Source organism: Kitasatospora sp. NRRL B-11411 (assembly GCF_000721345.1).
GTDB classification, from domain to species: domain Bacteria; phylum Actinomycetota; class Actinomycetes; order Streptomycetales; family Streptomycetaceae; genus Kitasatospora; species Kitasatospora cineracea.
This window is the reverse complement of the sequence record NZ_JOGH01000114.1, coordinates 1-22,225: the sequence shown is the minus strand read 5'-3', so window position 1 is coordinate 22,225 and position 22,225 is coordinate 1. Positions and strand designations below refer to the sequence as shown.

General features: G+C 73.5%; 27 protein-coding genes and 1 pseudogene. 11 read left to right on the top strand and 17 right to left on the bottom strand.

All coding sequences use genetic code 11. From position 1 onward, the window contains the following. Positions 1-391: 391 nt before the first annotated feature. On the bottom strand, positions 392-1,474 hold the full coding sequence (locus tag IH44_RS0132525; RefSeq protein WP_030463389.1) for a HoxN/HupN/NixA family nickel/cobalt transporter: 1,083 nt from the start codon (positions 1,472-1,474) through the stop codon (positions 392-394). A gap of 406 nt (positions 1,475-1,880) precedes the next feature. Here IH44_RS0132525 and IH44_RS0132520 point away from each other — a divergent pair, with 406 nt between their 5' ends. Next, on the top strand, positions 1,881-3,620 hold the full coding sequence (locus tag IH44_RS0132520; protein WP_232795169.1) for a nickel/cobalt transporter: 1,740 nt from the start codon (positions 1,881-1,883) through the stop codon (positions 3,618-3,620). A 29-nt stretch (positions 3,621-3,649) separates the two neighbouring features. After that, positions 3,650-3,991 carry a hypothetical protein gene (locus IH44_RS0132515; protein ID WP_051817727.1) on the top strand — a complete coding sequence of 114 codons (342 nt, stop codon included), beginning with the start codon at positions 3,650-3,652 and terminating at the stop codon, positions 3,989-3,991. A gap of 33 nt (positions 3,992-4,024) precedes the next feature. On the opposite strand, the gene IH44_RS0132510 is transcribed toward IH44_RS0132515, so the two are convergent. From IH44_RS0132510 to IH44_RS0132490, 5 genes are all read right to left on the bottom strand, one after another. Further along, a complete protein-coding gene (locus IH44_RS0132510) occupies positions 4,025-5,347 on the bottom strand; it encodes a tetratricopeptide repeat protein (protein ID WP_051817725.1) in 1,323 nt (440 codons plus the stop codon). Positions 5,348-5,382: 35 nt separating this feature from the next. Further along, the gene (locus tag IH44_RS0132505; RefSeq protein WP_051817722.1) at positions 5,383-6,009 is read right to left on the bottom strand and encodes a class F sortase; all 627 of its coding nucleotides are present in this window, start codon (positions 6,007-6,009) and stop codon (positions 5,383-5,385) included. A gap of 194 nt (positions 6,010-6,203) precedes the next feature. Then, positions 6,204-7,841, bottom strand: a complete 1,638-nt coding sequence (locus IH44_RS0132500) for a DUF4331 domain-containing protein (protein ID WP_030463384.1) — start codon at positions 7,839-7,841, stop codon at positions 6,204-6,206. 422 nt (positions 7,842-8,263) lie between these two features. Beyond that, a complete protein-coding gene (locus IH44_RS44785; protein WP_051817720.1) occupies positions 8,264-8,965 on the bottom strand; it encodes an STAS domain-containing protein in 702 nt (233 codons plus the stop codon). Continuing rightward, the gene (locus IH44_RS0132490; protein WP_051817718.1) at positions 8,943-9,302 is read right to left on the bottom strand and encodes a helix-turn-helix domain-containing protein; all 360 of its coding nucleotides are present in this window, start codon (positions 9,300-9,302) and stop codon (positions 8,943-8,945) included. Before IH44_RS0132490 ends, IH44_RS44785 begins: the two co-directional genes overlap by 23 nt. A 169-nt stretch (positions 9,303-9,471) precedes the next feature. Between IH44_RS0132490 and IH44_RS0132485 the strand changes: the two genes are divergently transcribed. Then, positions 9,472-9,891 (top strand): ATP-binding protein, encoded by a 420-nt coding sequence (locus IH44_RS0132485; protein WP_081967256.1) that lies wholly within the window; start codon positions 9,472-9,474, stop codon positions 9,889-9,891. An 85-nt stretch (positions 9,892-9,976) separates the two neighbouring features. Further along, positions 9,977-11,188, top strand: coding sequence for a PP2C family protein-serine/threonine phosphatase (locus IH44_RS0132480; protein ID WP_030463381.1), 1,212 nt, complete (start codon positions 9,977-9,979; stop codon positions 11,186-11,188). A 48-nt stretch (positions 11,189-11,236) separates the two neighbouring features. Here the strand turns inward: IH44_RS0132480 and IH44_RS0132475 are convergent, their stop codons facing one another. Beyond that, positions 11,237-11,785 carry a DUF5994 family protein gene (locus IH44_RS0132475; protein WP_157852544.1) on the bottom strand — a complete coding sequence of 183 codons (549 nt, stop codon included), beginning with the start codon at positions 11,783-11,785 and terminating at the stop codon, positions 11,237-11,239. A gap of 175 nt (positions 11,786-11,960) precedes the next feature. Here IH44_RS0132475 and IH44_RS0132470 point away from each other — a divergent pair, with 175 nt between their 5' ends. Then, complete coding sequence (locus IH44_RS0132470; RefSeq protein ID WP_198545078.1) at positions 11,961-12,422, top strand: CBS domain-containing protein; 462 nt, start codon at positions 11,961-11,963, stop codon at positions 12,420-12,422. A gap of 56 nt (positions 12,423-12,478) precedes the next feature. Here IH44_RS0132470 and IH44_RS0132465 read toward each other — a convergent pair whose 3' ends face one another. Then, on the bottom strand, positions 12,479-13,045 hold the full coding sequence (locus tag IH44_RS0132465; RefSeq protein ID WP_051817716.1) for a DUF5994 family protein: 567 nt from the start codon (positions 13,043-13,045) through the stop codon (positions 12,479-12,481). A gap of 302 nt (positions 13,046-13,347) precedes the next feature. Between IH44_RS0132465 and IH44_RS0132460 the strand changes: the two genes are divergently transcribed. Beyond that, positions 13,348-13,923: a DUF5994 family protein gene (locus tag IH44_RS0132460; protein WP_063759720.1), complete on the top strand. Its 576-nt coding sequence runs from the start codon at positions 13,348-13,350 to the stop codon at positions 13,921-13,923. A 207-nt stretch (positions 13,924-14,130) separates the two neighbouring features. Here the strand turns inward: IH44_RS0132460 and IH44_RS47465 are convergent, their stop codons facing one another. Continuing rightward, positions 14,131-14,286, bottom strand: a complete 156-nt coding sequence (locus IH44_RS47465) for a DUF6131 family protein (protein WP_198545077.1) — start codon at positions 14,284-14,286, stop codon at positions 14,131-14,133. Positions 14,287-14,420: 134 nt separating this feature from the next. Further along, positions 14,421-15,116 (bottom strand): TetR/AcrR family transcriptional regulator C-terminal domain-containing protein, encoded by a 696-nt coding sequence (locus IH44_RS0132450; RefSeq protein WP_030463376.1) that lies wholly within the window; start codon positions 15,114-15,116, stop codon positions 14,421-14,423. 149 nt (positions 15,117-15,265) lie between these two features. On the opposite strand from IH44_RS0132450, the gene IH44_RS43310 reads away from it, so the two are divergent. Then, positions 15,266-15,760 carry a hypothetical protein gene (locus IH44_RS43310; RefSeq protein WP_063759719.1) on the top strand — a complete coding sequence of 165 codons (495 nt, stop codon included), beginning with the start codon at positions 15,266-15,268 and terminating at the stop codon, positions 15,758-15,760. A gap of 331 nt (positions 15,761-16,091) precedes the next feature. Here the strand turns inward: IH44_RS43310 and IH44_RS0132440 are convergent, their stop codons facing one another. Next, complete coding sequence (locus IH44_RS0132440) at positions 16,092-16,652, bottom strand: TetR/AcrR family transcriptional regulator (protein ID WP_030463374.1); 561 nt, start codon at positions 16,650-16,652, stop codon at positions 16,092-16,094. A gap of 109 nt (positions 16,653-16,761) precedes the next feature. Here IH44_RS0132440 and IH44_RS0132435 point away from each other — a divergent pair, with 109 nt between their 5' ends. The 4 genes from IH44_RS0132435 (at position 16,762) to IH44_RS47460 (ending at position 19,389) form a co-directional block, all read left to right on the top strand. Then, positions 16,762-17,448, top strand: a complete 687-nt coding sequence (locus tag IH44_RS0132435) for an SDR family oxidoreductase (RefSeq protein WP_030463373.1) — start codon at positions 16,762-16,764, stop codon at positions 17,446-17,448. Positions 17,449-17,578: 130 nt separating this feature from the next. Further along, complete coding sequence (locus IH44_RS0132430; protein WP_030463372.1) at positions 17,579-18,583, top strand: NADP-dependent oxidoreductase; 1,005 nt, start codon at positions 17,579-17,581, stop codon at positions 18,581-18,583. A 291-nt stretch (positions 18,584-18,874) separates the two neighbouring features. Continuing rightward, the gene (locus tag IH44_RS0132425) at positions 18,875-19,207 is read left to right on the top strand and encodes a PRC-barrel domain-containing protein (protein ID WP_157852543.1); all 333 of its coding nucleotides are present in this window, start codon (positions 18,875-18,877) and stop codon (positions 19,205-19,207) included. Between the two features lie 29 nt (positions 19,208-19,236). Further along, positions 19,237-19,389 (top strand): hypothetical protein, encoded by a 153-nt coding sequence (locus IH44_RS47460; protein ID WP_198545076.1) that lies wholly within the window; start codon positions 19,237-19,239, stop codon positions 19,387-19,389. 111 nt (positions 19,390-19,500) lie between these two features. Here the strand turns inward: IH44_RS47460 and IH44_RS0132415 are convergent, their stop codons facing one another. The 6 genes and pseudogenes from IH44_RS0132415 to IH44_RS0132400 form a co-directional block, all read right to left on the bottom strand. Further along, entirely contained in the window at positions 19,501-19,893 is a 393-nt protein-coding gene (locus IH44_RS0132415) for a DNA-binding protein (RefSeq protein WP_030463370.1), read from the bottom strand. Beyond that, a complete protein-coding gene (locus tag IH44_RS0132410; protein WP_030463369.1) occupies positions 19,893-20,144 on the bottom strand; it encodes a hypothetical protein in 252 nt (83 codons plus the stop codon). The genes IH44_RS0132415 and IH44_RS0132410 overlap by 1 nt, the downstream gene beginning before the upstream one ends. After that, entirely contained in the window at positions 20,141-20,539 is a 399-nt protein-coding gene (locus IH44_RS43305; RefSeq protein ID WP_051817714.1) for a hypothetical protein, read from the bottom strand. The genes IH44_RS0132410 and IH44_RS43305 overlap by 4 nt, the downstream gene beginning before the upstream one ends. 10 nt (positions 20,540-20,549) lie before the next feature. Continuing rightward, entirely contained in the window at positions 20,550-21,227 is a 678-nt protein-coding gene (gene tcmP, locus IH44_RS43300; RefSeq protein ID WP_081967255.1) for a three-Cys-motif partner protein TcmP, read from the bottom strand. A 10-nt stretch (positions 21,228-21,237) separates the two neighbouring features. Beyond that, a pseudogene (locus tag IH44_RS45810) lies at positions 21,238-21,411 on the bottom strand (IS256 family transposase); the annotation flags it as partial. Positions 21,412-21,496: 85 nt separating this feature from the next. After that, a complete protein-coding gene (locus IH44_RS0132400) occupies positions 21,497-22,201 on the bottom strand; it encodes a site-specific integrase (protein ID WP_157852542.1) in 705 nt (234 codons plus the stop codon). Positions 22,202-22,225 lie beyond the last annotated feature (24 nt).

Below are 22,225 nucleotides of genomic sequence, written 5' to 3'. Positions count from 1 at the left end.
GCCTGGAACCGCCCGCACGACGTCCACACCGGAGTCGCCGACCCCCTCGTCCCCAACTTTCCCGACCCCAAAATCATGTCAGCAAGTTGAAGCGGGACACGACGTTGCTCGGGTCGCGATCAGCCTGCTGCCGTTACCGTGTTCGAACCGATCGGTGGCCTCCAGCCGCACTCGCTTCCGGCGCGGTTGCTCCTGGACGGTGAACCCGCTCCTCTGCACGTATCGCGCACTGATGCCGTAGTGCAGGGATCAAGGTCCGTCAGCGTCTCCTGCAAGGAGAGTTCGGCCTGAGTAACCATGCACGATCGTAGGGAGATCCAGAGAGGAAGCCGGTGAAGGTCCGTACCCGGCAGGCGCGTTCGGAGAGGCCCGCAGGGTGGCTGTCGTGCTGTCAGCCCTCGTTCACCGCCGCGGGGGTGGTGGCTGGGCCGGGGACGTTCCACTTCTCCTCGATCCGCGCGAACCTCCACACGGCGAGTGCGATGAGCCAGGTGGCGACGAACAGGCCGACGATCGCGAAGCCGACGGTGTTGAGGTCGAGTCGGGAGATCCAGTCCCAGAAGGGCCCGTGCAGGGCGAGTTTGTCGGCGAGGAGGCCGAGCAGTTCGATGGTGCCGATGAGGAGGGCGACGGCGATCGACAGGCCGGTGACGGTCAGGTTGTAGTAGATCTTGCGGGCGGGTTTGGAGAACGCCCAGCCGTAGGCGAAGTTCATGAACGAGCCGTCGATGGTATCCAGCAGGCACATGCCGGCGGCGAACAGCACGGGCAGGCACAGGATGGCGTACCACGGCAGGCCGGACGCGGCTCCGGAGCCGGCGAGGACGAGCAGGGCGATCTCGGTGGCGGTGTCGAAGCCGAGTCCGAAGAGCATGCCCAGCGGGTACATGTGCCACGGTTTGCTGACCGAGTTCGTCACGCGTCCGAGCAGTCGGTTCATCAGGCCGCGCTTGTCGAGCTGCTCTTCCAGTGCGGCTTCGTCGAGGTGGCTGGCGCGCATCTGGCGGAACACCTTCCACAAACCGACGAGGATGACGAGGTTCACGATCGCGATCAGGTACAGGAAGGCTCCGGAGACGGCGGTGCCGATCAGGGCGGTGACCTGGTGGAGGGCGGAGCCGTCGTTCCGGAGGGGGCCGGCCAGGGCTTTGACGCCGAGCGAGAGCAGGACGGCGAGGGCGAAGACGATGGACGAGTGCCCGAGGGAGAACCAGAAGCCGACCGACAGGGGTCTCTTGCGCTGTTCCATGAGCTTGCGGGTGGTGTTGTCGATGGCGGCGATGTGGTCGGCGTCGAAGGCGTGGCGCATGCCGAGGGTGTAGGCGGTGACGCCGATCCCGATGCCGAAGGTCTTGGTGCCCAGGGCGTGGTGCTCAGGGGCGACGACGGCGACCAGGGTGACCCAGCCGATGACGTGCAGGGCGGCGATGAACGCGGCCATCGTGCCCAGTCGCCGCCACTCCTGACGGGTGATCGGGATCTTCGCGGGTGCGGCGGCCCGGGACGGGGGGAGGGGTGCGGACGAGGAGGCCACGGGCGTCCTTCCGGCGTGGGGCGAGCGTCCGCTCGGGTGCGTTCGACTCGTACTTGCACTATCACCGCAGAAAGGGGGTCTGTCAGGGGGCGCGCCGGGGGCGCGTGAGAGTGCGTGGTCGGCGTCCGGTCCACCGGGGGGAGCGGGTTGGCGGCGTCCGGCTCCGGCCCGGGCGGGCCCCGGTAGCGGGGTTGCCCCGTGCGGGTGATCCCCCGGCAGGTCGGGGTGGTAGCTGTTCCCCGTGGCGCGGGCGGGCGCGAAGGTAGTTGCGGGGCACCTCGCCTCGTTCCCTCTCCCACCGGGCCCGTCGGCCGTGGACCGCCCGGCCGTGTTCCTGGAGGCCCGCGTGAAGGCAGCACGATTCCTTGTCAGAGCGGGCGCCGTCGCGTCGGCCGCCCTGTGCCTGCTGGCCCTCGGCACACCCGCTGCCGGTGCCCACCCGTTGGGCAACTTCTCCCTCAACCACTACCTCGGCCTCACCGTCCGGCCGGACGCCGTCGAAGCCCTCGCGGTCACCGACGCCGCCGAGATCCCCACCCTCCAGGAACAGCCGAAGGTCGACCGGAACGGGGACGGCTCCGCGGACGACACCGAGCGCGCGGCCTGGGCCACCGAGCAGTGCGGCCTCACGGCGCAGCACCTGAAAGTGACGGCGGGCCAGGAGGCGACGCCGCTGACCTGGCGGACCGACTCGGCGCGGTTCCGCTACGAGGACGGTTCCGCCGGTCTGCGCACCAGCCGCCTGGAGTGCGTGCTCCGCGCCGACCTGCACCTGCCCGCCGACGGGAGCCTGATCCGGGTGGACGCCGGGAGCGACCCGGCCCGGGTGGGGTGGAACGAGATCACCGCGCGCGGCGACGGCGTCACGCTGGAGGGCTCCGACGTTCCCACCGCATCGGTCTCCGCGGAACTGCGGGACTACCCGCGGGAGCTGCTGGACAGCCCCAGCGGCGTCACCCGTGCCCAGTTCCGGGCCAGGCCCGGCGGCGCCGCCGTGCCCGCGGGCACGGCGGCCGTCCGGGCGGACGGCTCCGGGCCGACGGCCTGGCTGGCCGGTCTGGACGCCCGCCTCGCCGGCATCGGTGCCGCCGAGCGGCTGACCGTGCCGCTGGGCCTGCTCGCGGTCCTGCTGTCGATCGTGCTCGGCGCCGGACACGCGCTGCTGCCCGGGCACGGCAAGACCGTGATGGCCGCCTACCTCGCAGGGCGGCGCGGCCGGACCCGCGACGCCGTCACCGTCGGAGCGACCGTCACGGTGACCCACACCGCCGGGGTCATCGTCATCGGCCTGTGCCTGACCACCTTCTCCTCGCTGGCCGGAGACGTGCTGCTGGGCTGGCTGGGCGTCCTCAGCGGAGCGCTGGTCGCCCTGGTCGGCGCGGGCCTGCTGCGCGATGCCGTCCGCCGTTCCCGCCACGCCCGCGCGCACGCACACCTCCCGCATCCCCAGCCGGGCTCCGACGACGCCGATGCCAGGGAGCTCGCCCACGCCGCCGCCCACGCCGCGGGCACCCCGCACGACCACGACCACGACCCGCACCCCGCGTCGGACGGCCACCGCACCGGCCCCGACCCGCACCACGGCCACCCGCACCACCACGATCACGGTCACCCGCACGATCACGGCCACGGTCGTCACCACGACCACGACCACGGCCATCCGCACGTCCACGGCCGGTCCGGTGAACTGGCGCACGGTCACCACGGCCACCGCCACGGGCTGTTCGGCGGCCACCACCGGCACGACCCCGCCCCGACGAGCCGGCGCAACCTGATCGGCCTCGGGATCGCCGGCGGCCTGGTCCCCAGCCCGTCCGCCCTGGTGGTGCTGCTCGGCGCGGTAGCCCTCGGCCGGACGCTGTTCGGTGCGGCCCTCGTGGTCGCCTACGGCGTGGGCATGGCCGCTACCCTCACCGCCGTCGGCCTGCTCCTGGTCCGGATGGGTGACCGGATCGCCGCGGTGCAGGACGGGCCGCTCGCCCGGCGCGTCCGCCGGATCGCCCCGTACAGCGCCCTGCTCACCGCGGGGCTGATCCTGACCGTCGGGCTGGGACTGGTCGTCCGCAGCCTGCCCGCCACCCTGTGAACGCCCGCACCCACCGGAGGACGACCGCCGTGGACACCCGCCGCACCCGCCCGTTCCTGCTCCTCGCCACCGCCGCCGCGCTGCTCACGGGCTGCGGCGGCGGAGGATCGGACGGGAGCTTCGACGCCCAGCCCGGCACACCGTCGCCGACCTGCCTCCGGCACCAGGCGCAGGAGCCGGGCAGCCGGTACACCGGCGGGGAGCGGTCCGATCCGACGGCCGTGCTGGAGATGATGCGCTTCTACACCGCCAACGGAACCAAGGCCTACTGCGACGGCCGACCGCCCACCGACACCGATCGTCGTTGGACGGGGCTGTACACCGACCTCGGCGGCGACCCGGGGCACGTGGCGGCGCCCCGGTCGAAGTAGCCGGTGGCCGGCCGTCCCCCCGCCCGCCGCAGTTCAGTGCCCGGTGGAGAGCTCAGCCAGGGCGGCGCGCGCGGCGGGGGCGTGCAGCGGGTGGAAGTCGGGGTCGGTCGCCAGGGCCGTTCCGAGTTCGGTGCGGGCCTCGTCGTCGCGGCCGAGCGCGCGCAGGATCACGCCGCGGTGGTAGTGGAAGAGGGCGTTGCGGGTGCCGAGCGCGAGCGCCTGGTCGGACTCCGACAGGGCGTCCGCGTCGCGGCCGGCCGCGTGCAGGGCCCAGGCGTAGGCGTCGTGGGTGTCCAGGAACGGGCGGGTGCGCAGGCCCTGTTCGGCGATGGCGACGGCGGTGTTCGGATCGCCGTGGTCGGCCTCGAAGAGAGCGGCGTCCGCGTCGAGGGCGACGCCGTTGTCGGCGAACAGCTTCCACTCTCCGCGCAGCACCCGGTACTGCTGCTCGGCCTCGTCGGTGCGGCCCAGCGACTGGAGCAGCTCGCCGAGTTCGAGGACGTACTCGGGCTGCGGCACCTGGGCGGTGGCGCGGCGGAGGTCGGCGACGGCCTCGTCGGTGTTGCCGAGCGCGGCCTCGGCTCGGCCCTTGGCCTCCAGCAGCGAGGCGGTGCCTGGTGCGGTGCGCAGGCCCGCTTCGGCCCGGGCGAGCGCGGTCTTCGCGTCCCCGGCGCCCAGGGCGAGCAGGCTGAGGTGGTAGAGGGCGAAGGCGCGGTCGGCGGCGGTGTTGGCGTCGTCCAGGGCGCGCTGCATGGTGGCGGTGGCGGCGGCGGTGTCTCCGCGCAGCTCCCAGGTGTAGGAGGCGCGGGCCAGCGAGGGGGTGCCCGGTTTGAGGTCGACCATGCGCTGGACGGCGTCGAACGCCTCGGGGTAGCGGCCGAGTTGGGTGTAGGCGTCGGCCAGGGTGCCGTGGAGGGTGGAGTTGTCGGGGTTGATCGCGACGGCCTTCTGCGACCAGTCGAGGGCCGCGGTGAAGTCGTGGCGGGCTGCGGTGAGGGCGGCCATCGCGGCCATCGCGGTGAAGTTCTCGGCGGGGTCGGCGGCCAGGGAGCGGGTCAGGACCTCCTCCGCCTTCGGGTAGTACGACGGATCGGCGGTGATCCTGGCCTGCTGGACGTAGGCCAGGCCCAGGGAGGCCATCGCGAGGGCGTCGCCCGGGGTCTGCTTCAGGTGGTCCTGCAGGCCGCGGATGTCCGCGGCCAGGCCGGTGTCCGCACTGTCCTGCCCGATGCTCCGCTCCTGCCCGGCGGGGGCTTCGCCGCCCTGTGGGGTGAGGCCGAGGCCCCCGGCGAGGAACAGGCCCACGCCGAGGGCGGTGGCGACGGCGGCGGGAAGCAGGCGGCGGCGTCGGTTCACTGCGGTACTCCAGGCGGTCGTGGGCGGGACGGAATCTATGCGGTCGGGGTGTCGTTGCCACGGGCCGGTGGCGCGGCGAACACCACCAGATTGGCGTCGTAGGCGTGCTGTGCGCGGTCGTAGCTGCCGCCGCAGGTGATCAGGCGCAGGCTCGGTCCGGCGGTGTTCCCGAAGACCTGTTCGGCGGGGAAGTCCTGCTTGTCGTAGCTGCGCAGGGCCTGGACGGTGAAGGAGGAGGCCGTTCCGTCCACCGCCTGCACCTCGATGGTGTCGCCGGGGCGCAGGACGGACAGGCCCGCGAAGACCGCGGGGCCGGTGCGGGAGTCGACGTGGCCGACGATGACGGCGGTGCCGGGGCCGCCCGGGGCGGGTCCCTGGCTCCACCAGCCCGCCACGTCCGGGTCCGCAGGCGCGGCCAGGTGGCCGTCGTCCTGCACCTGGAGGTCGCCTAGGGCGGTGTCGACACCGATGCGGGGGATGCGGAGCCGGGCGGGCGGGGCGACCGGCGCGCGGTCGGAGCCGCCCTCCGGCGCGGTCGGTGCCGCACCGTGGACGGTGGCGGGCAGCTCGCCGACGTCGGCGACCCGCGCGGGGGCGGGCGCGGCCGGTCGGTCGGTGACGGCCGCCGCGCCGAGCCCGGCCAGCGCGAGCCCCGCCGCCACGGCACCCGCTCCCACCAGGCGACGGGGCCCGGCCGTCCGCAGCGCAGCACCCGCACGCGCCGCGCCGGCACCTGTCCGGGCGGTGGTGTCCTTCGCCCGGGCGAAGGACACCACCAGGGCGGCTACGAGCCGGGCGCGCACGAGGGCCGGCCGGCCGCTCGCGGGGAGCGGCCGGCCGGCCCGTTCGGGCAGTTTCACGAGCGGGCGGAGCGGCGGCGCAGCGCCATGACGCCCGCGGCCGACAGCAGCGTCCCTCCCGCCATCGCGGCCGCGCCGGCGATCGGGAAGCCACCGAGGGCGAGGCCGCCGAAGCCCGCCTCGACGGAGCCGCCGGGGTTGTCGGAGACGGCCTGGTTGACGGCGGCGGTGTTGGGCAGTGCCACGTAGGGGAAGTGGTGGCCGAAGGCGTGGTCGTTGGCGTTCACGCCGTCACCGGCGGCCAGGGCCGGAACGAGGGTGCCGGTCTGGGCGGCGCCCTCGGCGGCCTGCAGGGTGATGTCGACGACGTCGTCGGCCAGGCGACGGCCGTTCGGGAAGCCCGCGAGGTCGCCCGCGAGCACGCCGAGCCGGTTCGGCGCCGCCGCAGGGGCGACACCCATGTTCAGGCGCAGCTCCTCGGAGGGCACGAAGGCGTCCTTCTTGACGTCCTTGTTGAGCAGCTGCGAGTTCAGGTCCGCCTGCACGGGGCCGCACGCCTTGCAGACGCCGGTCAGGAAGATCTCGACGAGGTCGTTGCGCGGCGCTGCCGGGGCGGGGATGCCGTAGATGCTCTGGACGAGCTTGGGCACGATCGGGTCTTTGACCTTGTCGACCACGGGGGTGACGGTGTGGTCCTTGTCCGGGGTCAGGGCGTTGAAGGCGTCCTTGTACTTGATCGGGACGACGACCTCGTTGACGAGCGGGTTGCCGAGCCGGGAGACCTGCCGCCAGTCGCCCTCGGCCTTGCCCTCGCCGCCCTTGTCGCCGCCGGGCTTGCCCTCGCCACCCTTGTCGGTGACGACGGCGCCCTTGCGGTCGGTGGTCGACCACACGCCGATGACCGGGTTGCGCTCCGCGTCGCCCTTCAGGGCCAGGGCCGTCTTCGGCACCTGGAGGGCGATGGTGTTGACGTTGTAGCCGGTCAGGGTGTCGTGGCCGGACTCCTTGAGGTTCCCGCCGTAGAGCAGGTCGAAGACCCGCAGGTCGAGGAAGAACGGGTCGTCGGCCTGTCCGGCGAAGCTCTGCCCGCCCTCGGGGAGTTCGGTGACGGCCTGCTTGCGCAGCGAGCCGTAGTCGGGCATCGACGCCTTGCCGACGTTCGACGGCGCGACGGGCGCGTCCTTCAGCAGGACCTTGCACTTCCCGTCCGGGCCGGTGACCGTGAGGGTGTAGGTCTGGCGGAAGTTCAGCGTCGGGTCGTCCAGGGACTTCACCACGCCGGTGTTGTAGAGGAACTGGTTGGCGTCGTCGCGGTAGTGGTTGGCGAAGGTCCAGGTGTAGGTGGTGTCGGGCTTGCCGTCGCCGTCACTGTCGATCTTGATGTTGTAGCGGGCGTCGTCGGCGAACGGGTAGAAGTTCGGGCCGCCGTTGGGCTCCTCGAACGGGATCCAGTTCGCCACCAGGGTGACGGTGTCGGGCTTGTCCGGGCTGACGAACGCGTACACGTCCGTGTTGTCGGCCCGCGGGTCGCCCGCGATCAGCGGGGCCTCCCGGTGGCTGGAGGCGTGGCCCACGCCGGGGGCGAGGCCGGCGAGGGCGCCGGCGGCGGCGAGGGCCAGCACCCCGAGGCCCGCCATGGGCTTCTCGGAACGGCGGGCGAGGGACGACAGCTTCAGGGACGGCGGACGCTGCATGGCCTGTCTTTCGTGAGAGAGGAGCCGGATCACACCGCGCGGCCCGATCGGGCACAGCGCGCCAAGCCGCCGGTCCCGGTGGTCGACGGCACGGGGGCGGACCTGAGCACGCATCAACTACTCACAGGTGTAAGCCCGAGATAAGACGAACACAGCTCCCGCCCACCCGCCCCCTCGGCTACGCCCACGGGGAAGGCGACTCCACCCGTGCGGTCCAGCGGGAACAGTCCGTCCGATGTCCGGAACAGGCGTCGGCCCGTGGAAGCGGCGCCGCCCCCGGCCGGGGCGGTCGGGGTTTGCCGGGGCGGCATGTGGACATGCGCGGGGCGGTGCCGGATCTGGTTGAGCAGACAGCCCGTGCCGGGGCCGCTGGTCGGTACCGGGTGTCCTGTCCGGTGCCGACCGGCGGGCGGGGGGGTTCTTCAGGTGTCCGTCCCGGGGGTGCGGGTCAGGGCGTCGCGGAGGGTGGGGAGGGTGGGCAGGACGGTGTCCATCTCGGTGATCTCCAGCACCCTGCGGGCCGGCGCGGAGGGCTGGGCGAGCAGCAGGGCGGCGTGGGTGCGGCGGGCGGCGCGGTGGGCCTTGAACAGCAGGTGGAGGGTGGCGGTGTCGCAGAACCGCACGGCGGACAGGTCGACCACCAGGCGTCGCGGGCGGCGGGCGAGCGCGCGGGCCAGGGCGTGCTCCAGTTCGGGCACCCGGTCGTGGTCGAGGTCCCCGGCGGGGCGGAGCACCACCGTCGCGCCGGGCAGGTCGGTCATGGTGATCCGCAGGCCGGGCTCGTGACGGTGGCTGCGGGTGCGGGTGCGGGGATGGGCGGGCACGGGGCGGCCTCCGTTCGGGTCCGCGCGGCAGGGGGCTGGGCTGGCGGTCGGGCGGTCGGCCGAACCGGGTGTCGGCCGGTGCCGGGCGGTCGCCGCTGCCGCGGCGGCGGGTTGCGCCGTACCGGCCGCGGTGGGGGCGCGGTGGCAGCCGCCGCGGGTGAAGCGGTCCGGCGTGGTGGCGGTCAGGTCGCGCGGTTGGGCCGGCTCGGCGTGCGCGGCGGTGGTGAGCGCCTGCCGGGTGGAGCTGTCGGCGGCGGGGGCCGGCACGTCGATCGGCTCAGGGGTGTTCGCGGTGTTCATGGTCACCACCGGGAAGGGGGTCGTCGGTACCGGTCGCGGAGTCGAGGTCGGCGAACAGGGCGAGCAGTCCGGCGATCTCGTGGCGGGACTCCGCCGGGTGGCGGAAGAAGGTGTGCCGGGCCACCCGGTAGTGGTTGCGGCGCCCGTGCCGGGTGCGGGTGAGGTAGCCGGTGTCCTCCAGGTCGGTGAGGATGCCCTGCACCGCCCGCTCGGTCACCTCGCACGCCCTCGCCACGTCGCGGACCCGGACCTGCGGGTCGCGCGAGACCATCAGCAGGATCCGCGCGTGCTGGGTCAGGAACGTCCAGCCCGTGCGCGGTCCGGGTGCGTCCGCCACACCACAAGTATGAACCCGGATTCCGGTTTCCCCGGTCCGGTTTCCCCGGGGCAGGGGCCTGGCAGCGCCCCGCGCCCGGCGGCCGCGGTCACGGGCCCTTCCCCGAGGTGTGGTGGACGGCGGCCCGGGTATCCGCGGGGCACCACACGATCCGTCCGCGGGGCGACCCATGCGAAACGATCAGGACCCGGAACCGCCGCGCCGTCGCCTGTCGTTCCCCGCCCGCACCGAGGCACCGGTCGGGCCCGCCCTGGACTTCACCCGCCGGGCCCTGGCCGCGTGGCACCTGTGGGAGCCGCCGCCCGATCGGCCCCACCTGGCAGACGACACCCTCCTCGTGGTCGGCGAGTTGCTGTCCAACGCCTGCGACCACGGCGGCGGACCGCGCTACCTCGAACTCGAACGCCGTCTCGGTGCCGTCCGCGTCACGGTCGGCGACCGCAACCGCGTCCTGCCCCGGCGCCGCCCCACCGGGCCGGGGGCGCCCCACGGCTTCGGCACCGTCGTCCTCGACCGGCTCACCACGCGATGGGGGGCCGTGGCGGGGCAGGGTGGGAAGTCCGTGTGGGCGGAGCTGGCGACCGGGTAGCCGTGGCCGGGGGCGGGCCCGGCCGGTCTCGGGCGTAATGGAAGGGACGGCGGACGCGGGGGCCGGGGCGGTTCAGGAGGCAGGCATGGCGGTGAGCGGCGGCGAACGGCGGCGCGGCGGGGGAGCGGAGCGCCCCGCGGGGTCCGGGGAGCACCTGCTGGAGGTGCTGCTCGACCGGGCCCGGGAGCTCGCGCCGGCGCTGATCGCCCCGCTGGTCGCCGAGGCGGTGGCCGGGCTGGGCGGCCGGGAGCCGGCGCTGCTGCTGCAGGACTACGGCCAGTCGGTGCTGGTCCCGTTGTCCGGCGGCGGTCTGGCCGGGGGCCCGCCGCTGCCGATCGTCGGTTCTGCGGCCGGTGAGGCGTTCCTGCGGGGCACTGCGGTGGAGGTGCCGCAGGACGACGGAGTGCGGGTGTACCTGCCGCTGCTGGACGGCGGGGACGAGGCGGGGGTGCTGGCCTTCACCCTGGACGCGGTCGGCGACGGCGACCGGCTGCCGCTGCGGCGGCTGTCGGCCCTGGTGGCGGACCTGCTGATCACCAGGAGCGGCTACACCGACCTGGTCTTCCGGGCCCGGCGGCTGGAACCGATGAGCGTGGCCGCCGAGATCCAGTGGTCGCTGCTGCCGCCGCTGTCGATGTCCGTGCCCCGGGTCGCGGTGGCGGGCATCCTGGAGCCCGCCTACCAGGTGGCCGGCGACAGCTTCGACTACGCGCTCGACGACGACGTGCTGCACGTCGCCACCCTGGACGCGATGGGCCACGGCCTGGACGCGGCCACCATGGCGACGGTGGCCGTCGGCGCGTACCGGCACGCCCGCCGCGCGGGCGTCGGACTCGCCGGGATCTACGCCTTCATGGACCGGGCCATTGCCGAGCAGTTCGGCCCCGACCACTTCGTCACGGCGCAGATGATGCGGCTCGACACCGCCACCGGCCACCTCCAGTGGGTCAACGCCGGTCACCCGAAACCGCTGCTGATCCGCGGCGGCGCGGTCGTCGGACGGCTGGAGAGCGCCACCACGCTGCCGGTCGGCTTCGGCGGCGAGCAGCCGGTGGTCAGCGAGCGGGAGCTCCGGCACGGGGACCGGGTGCTGTGCTTCACCGACGGCCTGGTCGAGGAACGGGGCGCGGGCGGCGAGCAGTTCGGCGAGGAGCAGCTGATCGACTGGGTCGACCGCATCGAGCGCACCGGTTCCGGCGTGCGGGCCACGGTGCGCGCACTCTCGCACGCGCTGAAGGCCCGCCGGGGCGGGCGCACCAGCGACGACGCCACGCTGTTCCTGATCGAGTGGCGCTGAGCGGCCCGACCGCTTATCCCGGCGCCGCCGGTCCGGCGGCAACCCGCCTCAGCCGAGCAGGAGTTCGGCCGCCGGTGTGTGGTTGCCCGTGGCGGAGGCCCCGGTCATCGCGGCCGCGGCGGTGGCGGGCGGGGTGTCCGGAGGCACCACCAGGAGCAGGAAGTGGTCCTGGAAGCCCCGGGTGACGCTGATCGTGGCGTCGCTGCCGTCGAACCAGTTGATCCTGACCATCACGCCGCCGACCACGACGGACCGCGGCACGCCGTCCCAGGCCAAGGTGTCCAGGCCGACCCGGACGATCCGGCCCAGGTGGGCACCCAACGCGGTCACCAGGTCCGGGAGTTCGGCGAGGAGGTGGGTGCTGCGGGGCCACCAGGCGCCGTCGAAGACGCCCTCCCGGGAGAGGGTCGGCTCCAGAGTGAGGCGCGGCAGCAGGGGAGAGCCGGGCACCGACCACGGGCCGGGGGAGGAAGGGATGGGAAGGGGGATCGGCATCACGGCTGGCCGCCCGTCCGGTCCGTTGCGGGACCACTCATGACCCAGGGCGACGTCGGCGCGGGTGCCGGTGTGCGGGATGTCCTCGGCTGTACTCCCCACGCTACTCCGCGCCGTGTCCGGCCGGACCGCGGTCGGCGCCCCGCGACTCCCGATCCGGACGGGAGTAGCCTCGAAGGCATCCAGGGCATCCCGCATCCCGGTAGCCGTTCCGGCCTCGTTCTGGGTGAACGAAAGCCCGGCAGCCGCACGCGCGCGGGCCGCCGGAGAGGAAGCGGTGAGCCCCGTGACCGCCACCGAACGCCCCGACCTCCCGCTGCGGCACCGCCGCGGCCTCACCGTCGCCGACGCGATGGAGCCGTGGACGCACCAGATCGCCGACGACAGCACCGTCGACCGCGCGAACGACGTCCTGCGCGGCTCCGGCGCCGAGTACCTGCTGGTCCGCGACCACGACGGCCGCTGCGAAGGCGTCGTCACCCGGACCGGGCTGCGCTCCGCCCCGGCCCGTCCCCGGCACACCGAGCACACCGGTCGGAGCACGGTCGGCGCCACCGCCCACCAGCGCGGCCCGTTCGCCTGGCCGACCCTGGGGCTAGCCCTCGCCGCCGTGGCCATGCGGGTCAGGCGCCTGACCGTCTGGCCCGTGGTCGACGAGGACGGCTACCCCCTCGGCGTGCTCACCGCGGACCGGACCGCGCTCCTGCTCGCCGCGCCGGGCGAAGGGGCGGAGGGGTGAGCCCGGCGTTGCGGCCCGATCCCCTCACCGTGAGGCGGAGCTGACGCACCGTCCGGCTACCGTTGCGCCGTCCAGTAGGCGGCGCGCTGCCGTCGCGGAACCGCCCGCCGACCGGCCCCGCGGGTGCCGTCGAAGCGCGCGGTCGCCGCCGCCCCGTCGGGGCGCGGCCGTGGCCCCTCCCGGCGGGCCGGTTCCCGTGCGAGCACGTCGCTCGCGGCCCGGGTGTTGCGCGGGTCGGACGCCTCCGCCATGAACCGGTCGGCGTCGACCGGGTCCGTCTGCGGGGGGACGACCAGCAGGTCCAGCCGCCGACCGTACGAGCAGAGCATGACCATGTGCTTGTCCTGCTCGGTGGTGTACCAGCCCGCGTGGACGACATGGCCGGCCACCGGGACCCGGCGGGGGACCACCGGCCACTGCGCGGGATTCACGGTGATCCGGGTGACCCGGCCCCACCGCGCGTCCAAGGCGGCTGCCAGGGAGGGGAGTTCGAGGAGGAGATCGTTCGACCGGGGCCACCAGGCGCCGTCCAGCCGGCCCGGCTTCCGCCGTTCGGGGGCGAGCAGGAGCCGCAGGGGGCGGCCGGGAACGGTGGGTGCGGCGCGATCGGGGATCGCCTTCATGGTCGGAGACCCGCCTCCGGGCCCGGCTGCACCGGATCCGGGATCAGTCGTTCGCCGGAGACGGGGCCGGTGTCCGGTGCCGGTCCACGCAGTGCCCTCGGTGCCGACCAGCCTACTCCGGGCCCGCCCCGGCAATACGTCCCCCGGCCGGGAGGAGGAGAGCGGGTCGGGGGAGGGCGGAGAGTAGGCTGGACGTCACCGAAGGCACTTCGCATGCCGGCACCGGATACTGGCGTCGTCTCCGGCGAACGGCGATGCCGGGTCCGAGCCTTCGGGCCGGTCCCGGAGACAGGTCCTCAGTCATGACCACGACGTTCGATCGTGCCGCGGCGGCGCCCGCCGCCCTGGAATCGGTCCCGCGTCTCTCCCTGGCTCCCAGCGGTGTCCGGCCCGGCCGCCTGGACGGAGCCTGGTGGCCCCGCTCGCGCGACCTCCTCCTCGAACTCCCTTCCCTGGCCGCCGAACTCGACGCGCGGTGGGGCCGGGTCACCCGGATCACCGTCAACCCCGCGCAGTGGCCCGTCGTCCCCCGGCGCGTCCCGGTCACCGGGCACACCGTCCACGTGGGCTGGTACACCACCGAGCAGGACGAGCACATGATCATGGTGTGCTCGTACGCCCCGCGCCGACTGGACCTGCTGGTCGTCCCGCCGGGGACGGACAGCGCCGACGCCGCCCGGCTGATGGCCGAGGCCGCCGACCCGGCGAACACCAGGACCGCGAGCGAACTGCTCGCCGCGGGCGGCGGCGGGGCGCGCTCCGGGCCCGGTTCCGGGTTCCTGCCGTCGTCTGTCGCACCTCCCGGCGGCACCGGCGCGGCCGACCGGCGGGCGGACACCGCCCGGAGCCGGGCCGCCTCCTGGCCCGCGCAGGTGTAGACGGCCGACGGGAGCCGCGCCGCGGGCCGCGCGGGCGCGGCGGGTCGGTCCGGTTCCGGTCCGCGGCCGCCGAACCGCTCCGGTCTCCTCCGGGAGGCCGGAGCGGAGGGCGTGTCCGCGCGGCGCGGGGCGGGTCGTTCAAGTGGAGACGGGGTGCCCGGCCCCGGTGGGCCGGGCACCCCGTCGGTGCGGGAGTGGTGCCGCGCGTCACCAGTAGTGGCGGCGTCCGGCGACCTCGTGGCCGAGCGCGCCCGCGACCACCAGGCCGAGGCCGACGACGGCGAGGATGATGCCGATGGTCCACAGGACCGGGATGCCGGCCAGGAAGCCGATGGCGAGGAGGATGACTCCGAGGATGATCATGGTGACCTTCGTTCCTGTTCCCCCCGGGTGGTGCGGTGCTCCGCGGTGCGGAGTCGGTGCTGCTCCTTTCGGTGGTGCGCCCGTCGTGGCGGCCGGCGGTCGGCGCGCGGGCCGGGGCCGGTCCTCGCGGCGGGTCAGGATCCTCCGGGGGTGAGGCCGGAGAGGAGGATGTCGAGGCCGCGTTCGAGTTCGGCGGCCCCGTCGTAGGAGGCGAGTTCGGCCGCGAGGCCGCGCAGGAGGGGGAACTCGCGGAGCGGGAGGCGGTAGAGGCCCAGGCGGAGCAGGTCGTCGGTCTCGTCGGGGTTGTCGACGAGTTCCTGCAGTTCGTTCAGGACGTGGCCGTGCAGGAGCCCGGTCAGCGAGCGGTAGGCGTGCAGGGCGGCGGCGCCCGTGAAGCCCGCCCCGGTCAGGAGGGCCAGGACGTCCTCGAGGGGGCGCAGGGTGCCGGCGGGGCGCAGGGCGAGGGGCGTGGCCAGGGGGCGGGTCACCAGGAGGGGGACGGCGTTGGGGTGGTCGAGCGCCAGTTGCCGGTAGCCGCGGGCGAAGGCGCGCAGCTGGCCGGACCAGTCGGGGTCGCCGGGATCGACGCTCAGCCGGCGCAGGAGCGTGTCGGCGACGCCGTCGAGGAGGGCCGCCTTGTTGGGGGCGTGGCGGTACAGGCTCATCGGGTCGTGGCCCAGGGCGCGGGCCAGGCGCCGCATCGACAGCTTCTCGACGCCGTCGCGGTCGACGATCTCCAGCGCGCAGGCCAGCATGCGCTCCAGGTCGAGTCGCTCCGCGAAGGGCGCTCCGGCGTCCCGGTCGGACGCGCGGGTCGGGGTGACTGCCATCTCGGAGCCTCCTCGCCGTGCCCGGGTCGTGCCGGATCGTGCCGGGCGTGAGCACCGGTGACGCAAAGTTCGTAGTCATACGGTGTAGACGCCAGTGTAGTCCCGGCGTTGACTGTAGGCATACGGCGTAGACCCGTTGGGAGCACGTCATGATCATCCTTCTCGGACCCCTCCTCCTGGTCGCCGCGGCCGTCGTCGCGGTGGCGGGGATCCTCGGCAACACCGGCAGCGCGCACGAACTCAACGGCGCCTTCTCGGTGTTCGGCCACCACATGACCGGCTCCACCGGGGTGCTCTTTCTCTGGGGCATCGTGGTCGGAGCCGTCGCCGTACTCGGCCTCGCCCTCCTGCTGGCCGGCCTCCGCCGCCGCCGCGCGGCCGCTCGGCGCGGACGGCGGCACTCCCACCACGAGGCGGCGGACGCCCGCGCCCACGACCGCGCCCCCGCCGGACGGCGCGACGACGCCCGCACCGGCACGGCGACGGCCGACGGGTACCGCGACGACTTCGCCCGGCAGCGCGAGACCCCGGACAGGACTCCCGACCACGCCCGGGAGCAGACCGCGGGCACCCGGACCGGCCCGATGCCGCAGGACCCCGGACCTGCGGTCGACGACGGGGACCGCGGGTCGCGGCTGCTGTGACCGCTCCCGACGGCCGTGCGGACGGCACGGGCGCAGCTGCCGCGCCGCCTGCGGACGGTGTTCCGGGAGCGGTCCGGCCGCCCCGGCGATGCGGGCGGCCGGAGCGGCTCCGGGCCGCGTGCGGCAGGACGCGGGTGTGCTGTCCGATCCCGGCGTCCGGTCCTTCTGCCGCGCGCCGTGCTCTCCGCTTGCCCCCGCCCGCAGGCGGTCGGGGTCGCCGGGCGGGCCGGGTGAGGGGCGGTGCTGCCTGTGAGGGGCCGGCGGTGGCCGGCCGGCGGCACGTGCCCTTCCCGGGAGGGGCCGCCCTGTGCCGCGTTTCCGGTCAGTCCGGTCAGTCGGTGGCCGTCAGCGCCTCGCGTGCGGTGGTGAGGATCTTCTCGGAGAGCGGGGAGCCCTTGGTGGCGCGGGACAGGACGAGTGCGCCGACCATGGTGCAGAGCCGGGTGATGCCGTCCTGGTCGTCGGTGGCGAGCCGGTCGGCGAATTCGCCCACCCCCCGGGTGTAGGCGCGGCGCGCCTCGCCGTCCGCGTCGTCGCGGGCCATGTCGCCGGCGAGCGCGGCGGCGGGGCACCCGTCGGCGGCGCCGTCGCGGTGCTCGGTGGAGAGGTAGGCGTCGATCAGTGCCCGCTGGGCGGCGTCGCGCCGTCCGGCGTACTGGCCGAGCCCGGCCTCGTGGTGGCGCGCGAGTGCGGCGAAGGCGTGGGCGGTGGCTTCGCCGACGAGGGCCTCCTTGGAGGCGAACTGCTTGTAGAAGCCGCCGTGGGTCAGGCCGGAGGCCTTCATGAGGTCGGCGACGCTGACGTGGGTGCCCTGTTCCCGGAAGAGCCGGGAGGCGGTCTCCACGACCCGTCGGCGGTTCTCCTGCGCCTGTGCCTGCGATGCGCGGCCCATCGGTCACCCTCCCGTTTGGATGTCGAGTGGAATCTATTCTAGGCTACAGTTTAGATGTCGGACGACATCTATCACGGCGGCCAGCTGCCGCCCCACCTCAGGAGTGCTCATGGAACTGAAGGACGCGGTCGCGGTGGTCACCGGCGCCAACCGGGGACTCGGCCGTCACCTGGCCGCCCGGCTCGTGCAGCACGGGGCCAAGGTGTACGCGGCGGCCCGCCGCCCCGAGACGGTCGACCTGCCGGGCGTCGTCCCGCTGCGGCTGGACGTGACGGACCCGGAGTCGGTCCGGGCCGCGGCCCGCACCGCCGCGGACGCGACGCTGCTGGTCAACAACGCGGGCGTCTCCACCGGGACCCGGCTGATCACGGGGGAGATCGACGCGGTGCGCCTGGAGACGGAGGTGAACTTCTTCGGCCCGCTCGCCGTGACTCGGGCCTTCGCCCCGGTCATCGAGTCCAACGGCGGCGGCGCAGTGCTCAACGTCCTGTCGGTCCTGTCCTGGCTGCACCCGGCCGACCTCGGCGCCTACGCCGCGGCGAAGGCGGCGGCCTGGGCGCTGACCAACGCGGCCCGGGAGGAACTGGCCCCCCGCGGCATCACCGTGACGGCGCTGCACGTCGGCTACATGGACACCGACATGGCCGCCGACGTCCCCGCCGACCGCAAGGCGGACCCCGCCGAGGTCGCCGCCCAGGCCCTGGCCGCCGTGGAGGCGGGCCTGCCCGAGGTCCTCGCCGACGAGACCACCCGGTACGTCAAGCAGGGCCTGGCCACGTCGCCGAACGCGGCGTGAGGGGCCCCGCGTCGCATCGGCGCGGGGTGCCGTGAACCAGCGGTGACCGGCGGAGAGCGGCCCGTACCGGGCGCGCCGGAAAACGAGCGGGGACCCCGTCCGCAGGCGGGCGGGGCAGGAAGACGGAGAGATGAAGACCTACCTGATCGAGAAGTACGGCGACCGGTCGGCGGTGCGTGCCGCCGAGAGGCCCGATCCGCGGCCGGGTCCCGAGGACGTCCTGGTCGAGATCCACGCGGCGAGCGTCAACCCGCTGGACTTCAAGATCCGCGACGGCGCTTTCAAGAGGATCCTGCCGTACCGCCTTCCACTCGTCCTGGGCAACGACCTGGCCGGAGTGGTGGTCCGGGTCGGCTCCGCCGTCACCCGCTTCGCGGTGGGTGACGAGGTCTACGCCCGGCCCGACAAGGACCGCATCGGCACCTTCGCCGAACTCATCGCCGTCCACCAGGACGACCTGGCCCCCAAACCCGTCGCCCTCACCATGGCGCAGGCCGCCTCCCTCCCCCTGGTCGCCCTCACCGCCTGGCAGGCGCTGGTCGAGAGGGCGCAGGTCCGCCCCGGCCAGAAGGTCCTGGTCCACGGCGGCTCCGGCGGAGTGGGCACCGTCGCCCTCCAACTGGCCAGGCACCTGGGCGCCCACGTGGCCACCACCGCGAGCGCGGCCAACGCCGACCTGGTCGGGGAACTCGGCGCGGACGTGGTCGTCGACTACCGCACCCAGGACTTCGAGCGGCTGCTGGACGGCTACGACGTCGTCCTGGACACCCTCGGCGGCCAGACCCTGGAGAAGTCGCTGCGGGTCCTCGAGCCGGGCGGGAAGGCCATCAGCATCGCCGGGCCGCCCGACGCGGACTTCGCCCGCGAAATCGGCGCGAACCCGTTCCTGCGGCAGGCGATGAACGCACTGAGCTTCACGACCCGGCGCCGCGCCGAGCGGCACGGCGTCACCTACTCCTTCCTCTTCATGAAGGCCGACGGTGACCAGCTGCGCGAGATCACCCGGCTCGTCGACGCCGGGAAGATCCGCCCCGTCGTGGACCGCGTCTTCCCCTTCGACCGGACCCGCGACGCCATGGAGTACGCCGAGGAGGGCCGCGCCAAGGCCGGAAAGGTCGTCGTCGCGATGAAGTGAGGCCCGTCGGCCGGTCCCCGTCTCCGGCTGACCGGCCGCTCCCGGCGGCGCAGGAACCGTCCGGACGACGCTTCCACGTCGCCGCGGACCGCGGCCCGGTCGGCGCGAACGGCGGTTGGCGGGTGCGGGAAGAGCCGGCCGGAGACCGCGGGTGCTGGTGTCCGGGCGCCGACGGGGGCAGGCTGAAGGGGGAGGGGCTTTCGGCGAGCCGGCCATCCGGGTCGTCCTGCGGACGCTCCCCGCGGCGGGCCGGCGAAGGGAGCCGCGGTGATCGAGGCGGCGGACATTCGCGTGGGGCGCACGCATGACGTCGTGGACGCGGACGGTCACGACGTCGGCACCCTGGAAGCGATCCACGCGGACACCGGCACGCACGACCCGGCGATGGCCGCCGTCCGAATCGGCCCGCCCACCCGCCACCGCCCGGTCCTCGTCCCCCTGGACGGCGTCGGCATCGGACCCGGACACGTCGAGGTCGTCCACGAGAAGTCGCCGGTCAAGGACCGCCCTTCCGTCGGCGCCGGCGACGCCCTGCCCGCAGAGGACGAGGAAGCGGTCCTCCGGCACCACCGTCCGGCCTACCGGTCGGGCACCGCGGGTGAGCGGCAGCTCGCCCGCCGCTGAACAACTCCGCCCCGCGAAGGAGGCGTGCGATGGTCCTCTTCCTCCTGGTCCTCGTCGTCGCAGTCGTGCTCGGCGTCGTCGGCGCCGTTGTCGACGGCATGCTCCTCCTGCTCGCCATCGCCGTCCTGCTGCTCATCGCCGACGTGGTCTACTTCGCGGTTCGCTCGGCAGTGAACCGCTGACCCGTCTCCTCGACGGGATCGAAGCACTTCGGACCGTCTCGGAGGTCGAGTGGCGGTTCGCGGGGACCGGGGCCCGAACACCGAGGTCTGAACGCGGTGCCGGAAGGGCGGTCAGACCTTGACGACCTCGATGGTGGGTCCGCAGAGGAGTGTCAGGTCTTCGGGGTCGGAGGTGAGGAGGGTGACCGGGGCGGGGGCGTTGCGGGCGACGGCCGCGAGGGCGGCGTCGATGGCGTACTTGTGGCCGTGCAGGTGGTGGGTGCGCAGGAGGGCGGCGGCCTTGTCGGCGATGTCGGCGGTGACGTCGTGGACGTCGATGCGGGAGAGGACCCACGTGATCCGGGCGCGGTGGATGCGCTCGTAGTCGGCTTCGAGTGTGGTCATGGCGGTGGTGGCGACGCGCACGCCTTCTTCGGCGGCGGCCTGGACCAGGGCCATGACGGTTCGGTCCTTGAGGTAGAGCTTGGAGAGGCCCTCGCTGTCGAGGAGGAGGGTGCCGGGCATCAGGCGGCGGCCCCGCCGGCCTGGCGGTGGTCGTGGCGCAGCATGGCCCGGGCCGCTTCGATTTCGGCGCGGGTGAGCTCGTCGTTGTCGGTCTCGAAGTCGGCGACGATCTCACGGAGCTTGTCCATAGCGACGCGCTGCTCGAGAGCCTCGGCGACGTAGGCGGAGAACCCGCCGGGGCCGACATGGGCGCGGACGGTCTCGGCGAGGTTCTCGGGCAGGCTGATCGAATACTTCTTGCTACCACTCATGGTCTCGATGCTACCTCTGGTGGCAGGCGATTGGCCGGGGGCGCCCGCATCCGCCAGAGAGACGGCTGCTGGGCCCGTGCGGGTCGGAAGAGGCCCTCTTGGCGGGCGGCCGTGATGGCGCTGGCACCGATGATCCGCCCTGGTGAAGCGTCGATCTCCTGGCCGTCGCGCATGCGCTTGAGCAGCGGGATGACCTGCGTGGGCCGGTAGACGGTCTCCGGGAGGGCATACGTCTTGAGCTGGTCCACGGTGCGGCCGACAGGGGCGGAGGCGAGGTGATCGAGGAGGATGCGGCGCAGCGGGCCGGTGTCGGGTTCGAATTCGAGGTCGAGGGCCTGCTGGTCGGGGTCCTTGGATCGTGGTAGCGGACGCCGGAGGTTCTGTCGACCACCCACATGGCGTCCTTCATCTTCTCGACCCCCGCTCGTGTCGGGTGCCAAAGATGAGGTAGAGCAGGTGGCCGGCTTCGTCGATCATCTCGAAAGCCAACATGTGCTGGAATCCAACGCTCTTGAGCGTCGCGCGGTACTGGTCGCGGAGGTATGCGGCCTTGGCACTGGACGGTTGCCGGAAGACGTCGTGCCAGCCGGAGCCGCCGAAGAAGGCATCGCCAGCAGTGTGGTGGTGCTCGTTCTTCTCGGCGAAGCGGACAAGGAAGGAGGGCTGGAAGGTGAACATCACCTCGTTGCTGTGGTGGGCACCGGCGATCCGCCGCAGGAGGTCGAACGGCATCTCCGGGCCGCCGAAGCCGTCGAGGAGGACGAACATCGGTCGGCGCATGCTGTCCGTGCGGGTCAGTCCCTCCAGGAGGACGGGATGGCAACTGCCCTGGCCGATCCGAACGTCCAGGCGTCCCGACCGCAACCGCCGGGAACGCGCCGCGGCTGCGATGCGCTGCTCCAACTCCGCCTTGCGCCGAGGGTCTTCTTCCACCAGCACCATCCGTACCCGGCCCGGTCTGTTCCGGAGGGCGCTGGCGAGCACGTGGTAGGCGACGACAGGCGAGCCCTGCTCGCCACCCCGGTAGACGCCCGGGCCGGCGAACCCCTCGGCGTAGAGGGTGCAGTGACTGGTATATCTGATGGTGTGTGAGTTACCGGCGGCCGATGGAGAGTCGGCCGTCGAAGGCGATGTCGAATGTCTGGAGGGCGGGCTTCCATCGCATGGTCCAGCATTTGCGTCCCTGGCTGGTGGGGTCGAGGCTCATGACGGCCATGTAGACGCACTTCAAGGCCGCTTGCTCGTTCGGGAAGTGCCCGCGGGCCCGGCTGCGGAGCCTTCCGGCACCTGAACTCCGGGCTCCGAACCGGTCCTTCCGAACCGCAGTAGCGGGCGACCAGCTGCCTGTTGCGTCAAGCCGCTGATCGCAGAGGCGAAGCGTGGCGTTCCTGCTGGCTTCGGTTGCCGTCGGCGCGGTCGAGTGCGCTGCTGAGTGCGGCGACGGCTTGGTCGGCGGAGTCCTTGAGGAGGTGGCCGTAGAGGTTGATGGTGATGGCGAGGGTGGTGTGGCGCAGGGTCTTGGAGATGACGGCGATGGGGACGTTCTCGGCGATCATGATGCTGGCGGCGGTGTGGCGCAGGTCGTGCAGGCCGATGGCGGGTAGGCCGAGTTCGGCGGTGCGTTTGCGGAGCTGGTTCAACAGCCATTTCGGGCGCAGGGGTTGGTCGTCGGGGCGGGGGAAGACGAGTCCTTCGAGCCGGCCTTGTGGGTGGGCGTTCATCTGGAGGGTGGCTTGGCGGTGGAGGGCTGCCATGGCTCTGGGGGAGAGGCTGATCCAGGCGCGGCTGGCCTCGGTCTTGGGCTCACCGAAGCGGATCTCCGCGTTGTTGATGGCGGCGAGAGTCCAGCGGACGTAGAGCTTGCGGTCCATGACGTGGACGTCGGACCAGTGCAGGGCGAGGATCTCGCCGCGGCGCATGCCGGTGCCGAGCATGACCTCGAACAGGTCGGTGAGCTGGTCGGCGTAGTGCTCCTTGTTGTGCCTGTCGCGCGTCAGGCTATGTGGCAGGGCTCGTTTCTTTCGGGCCCTGCTGCGCAGAGGAGTCTGATCGTTCATGGCAAGGCCAGCGGCGGTGCCGCC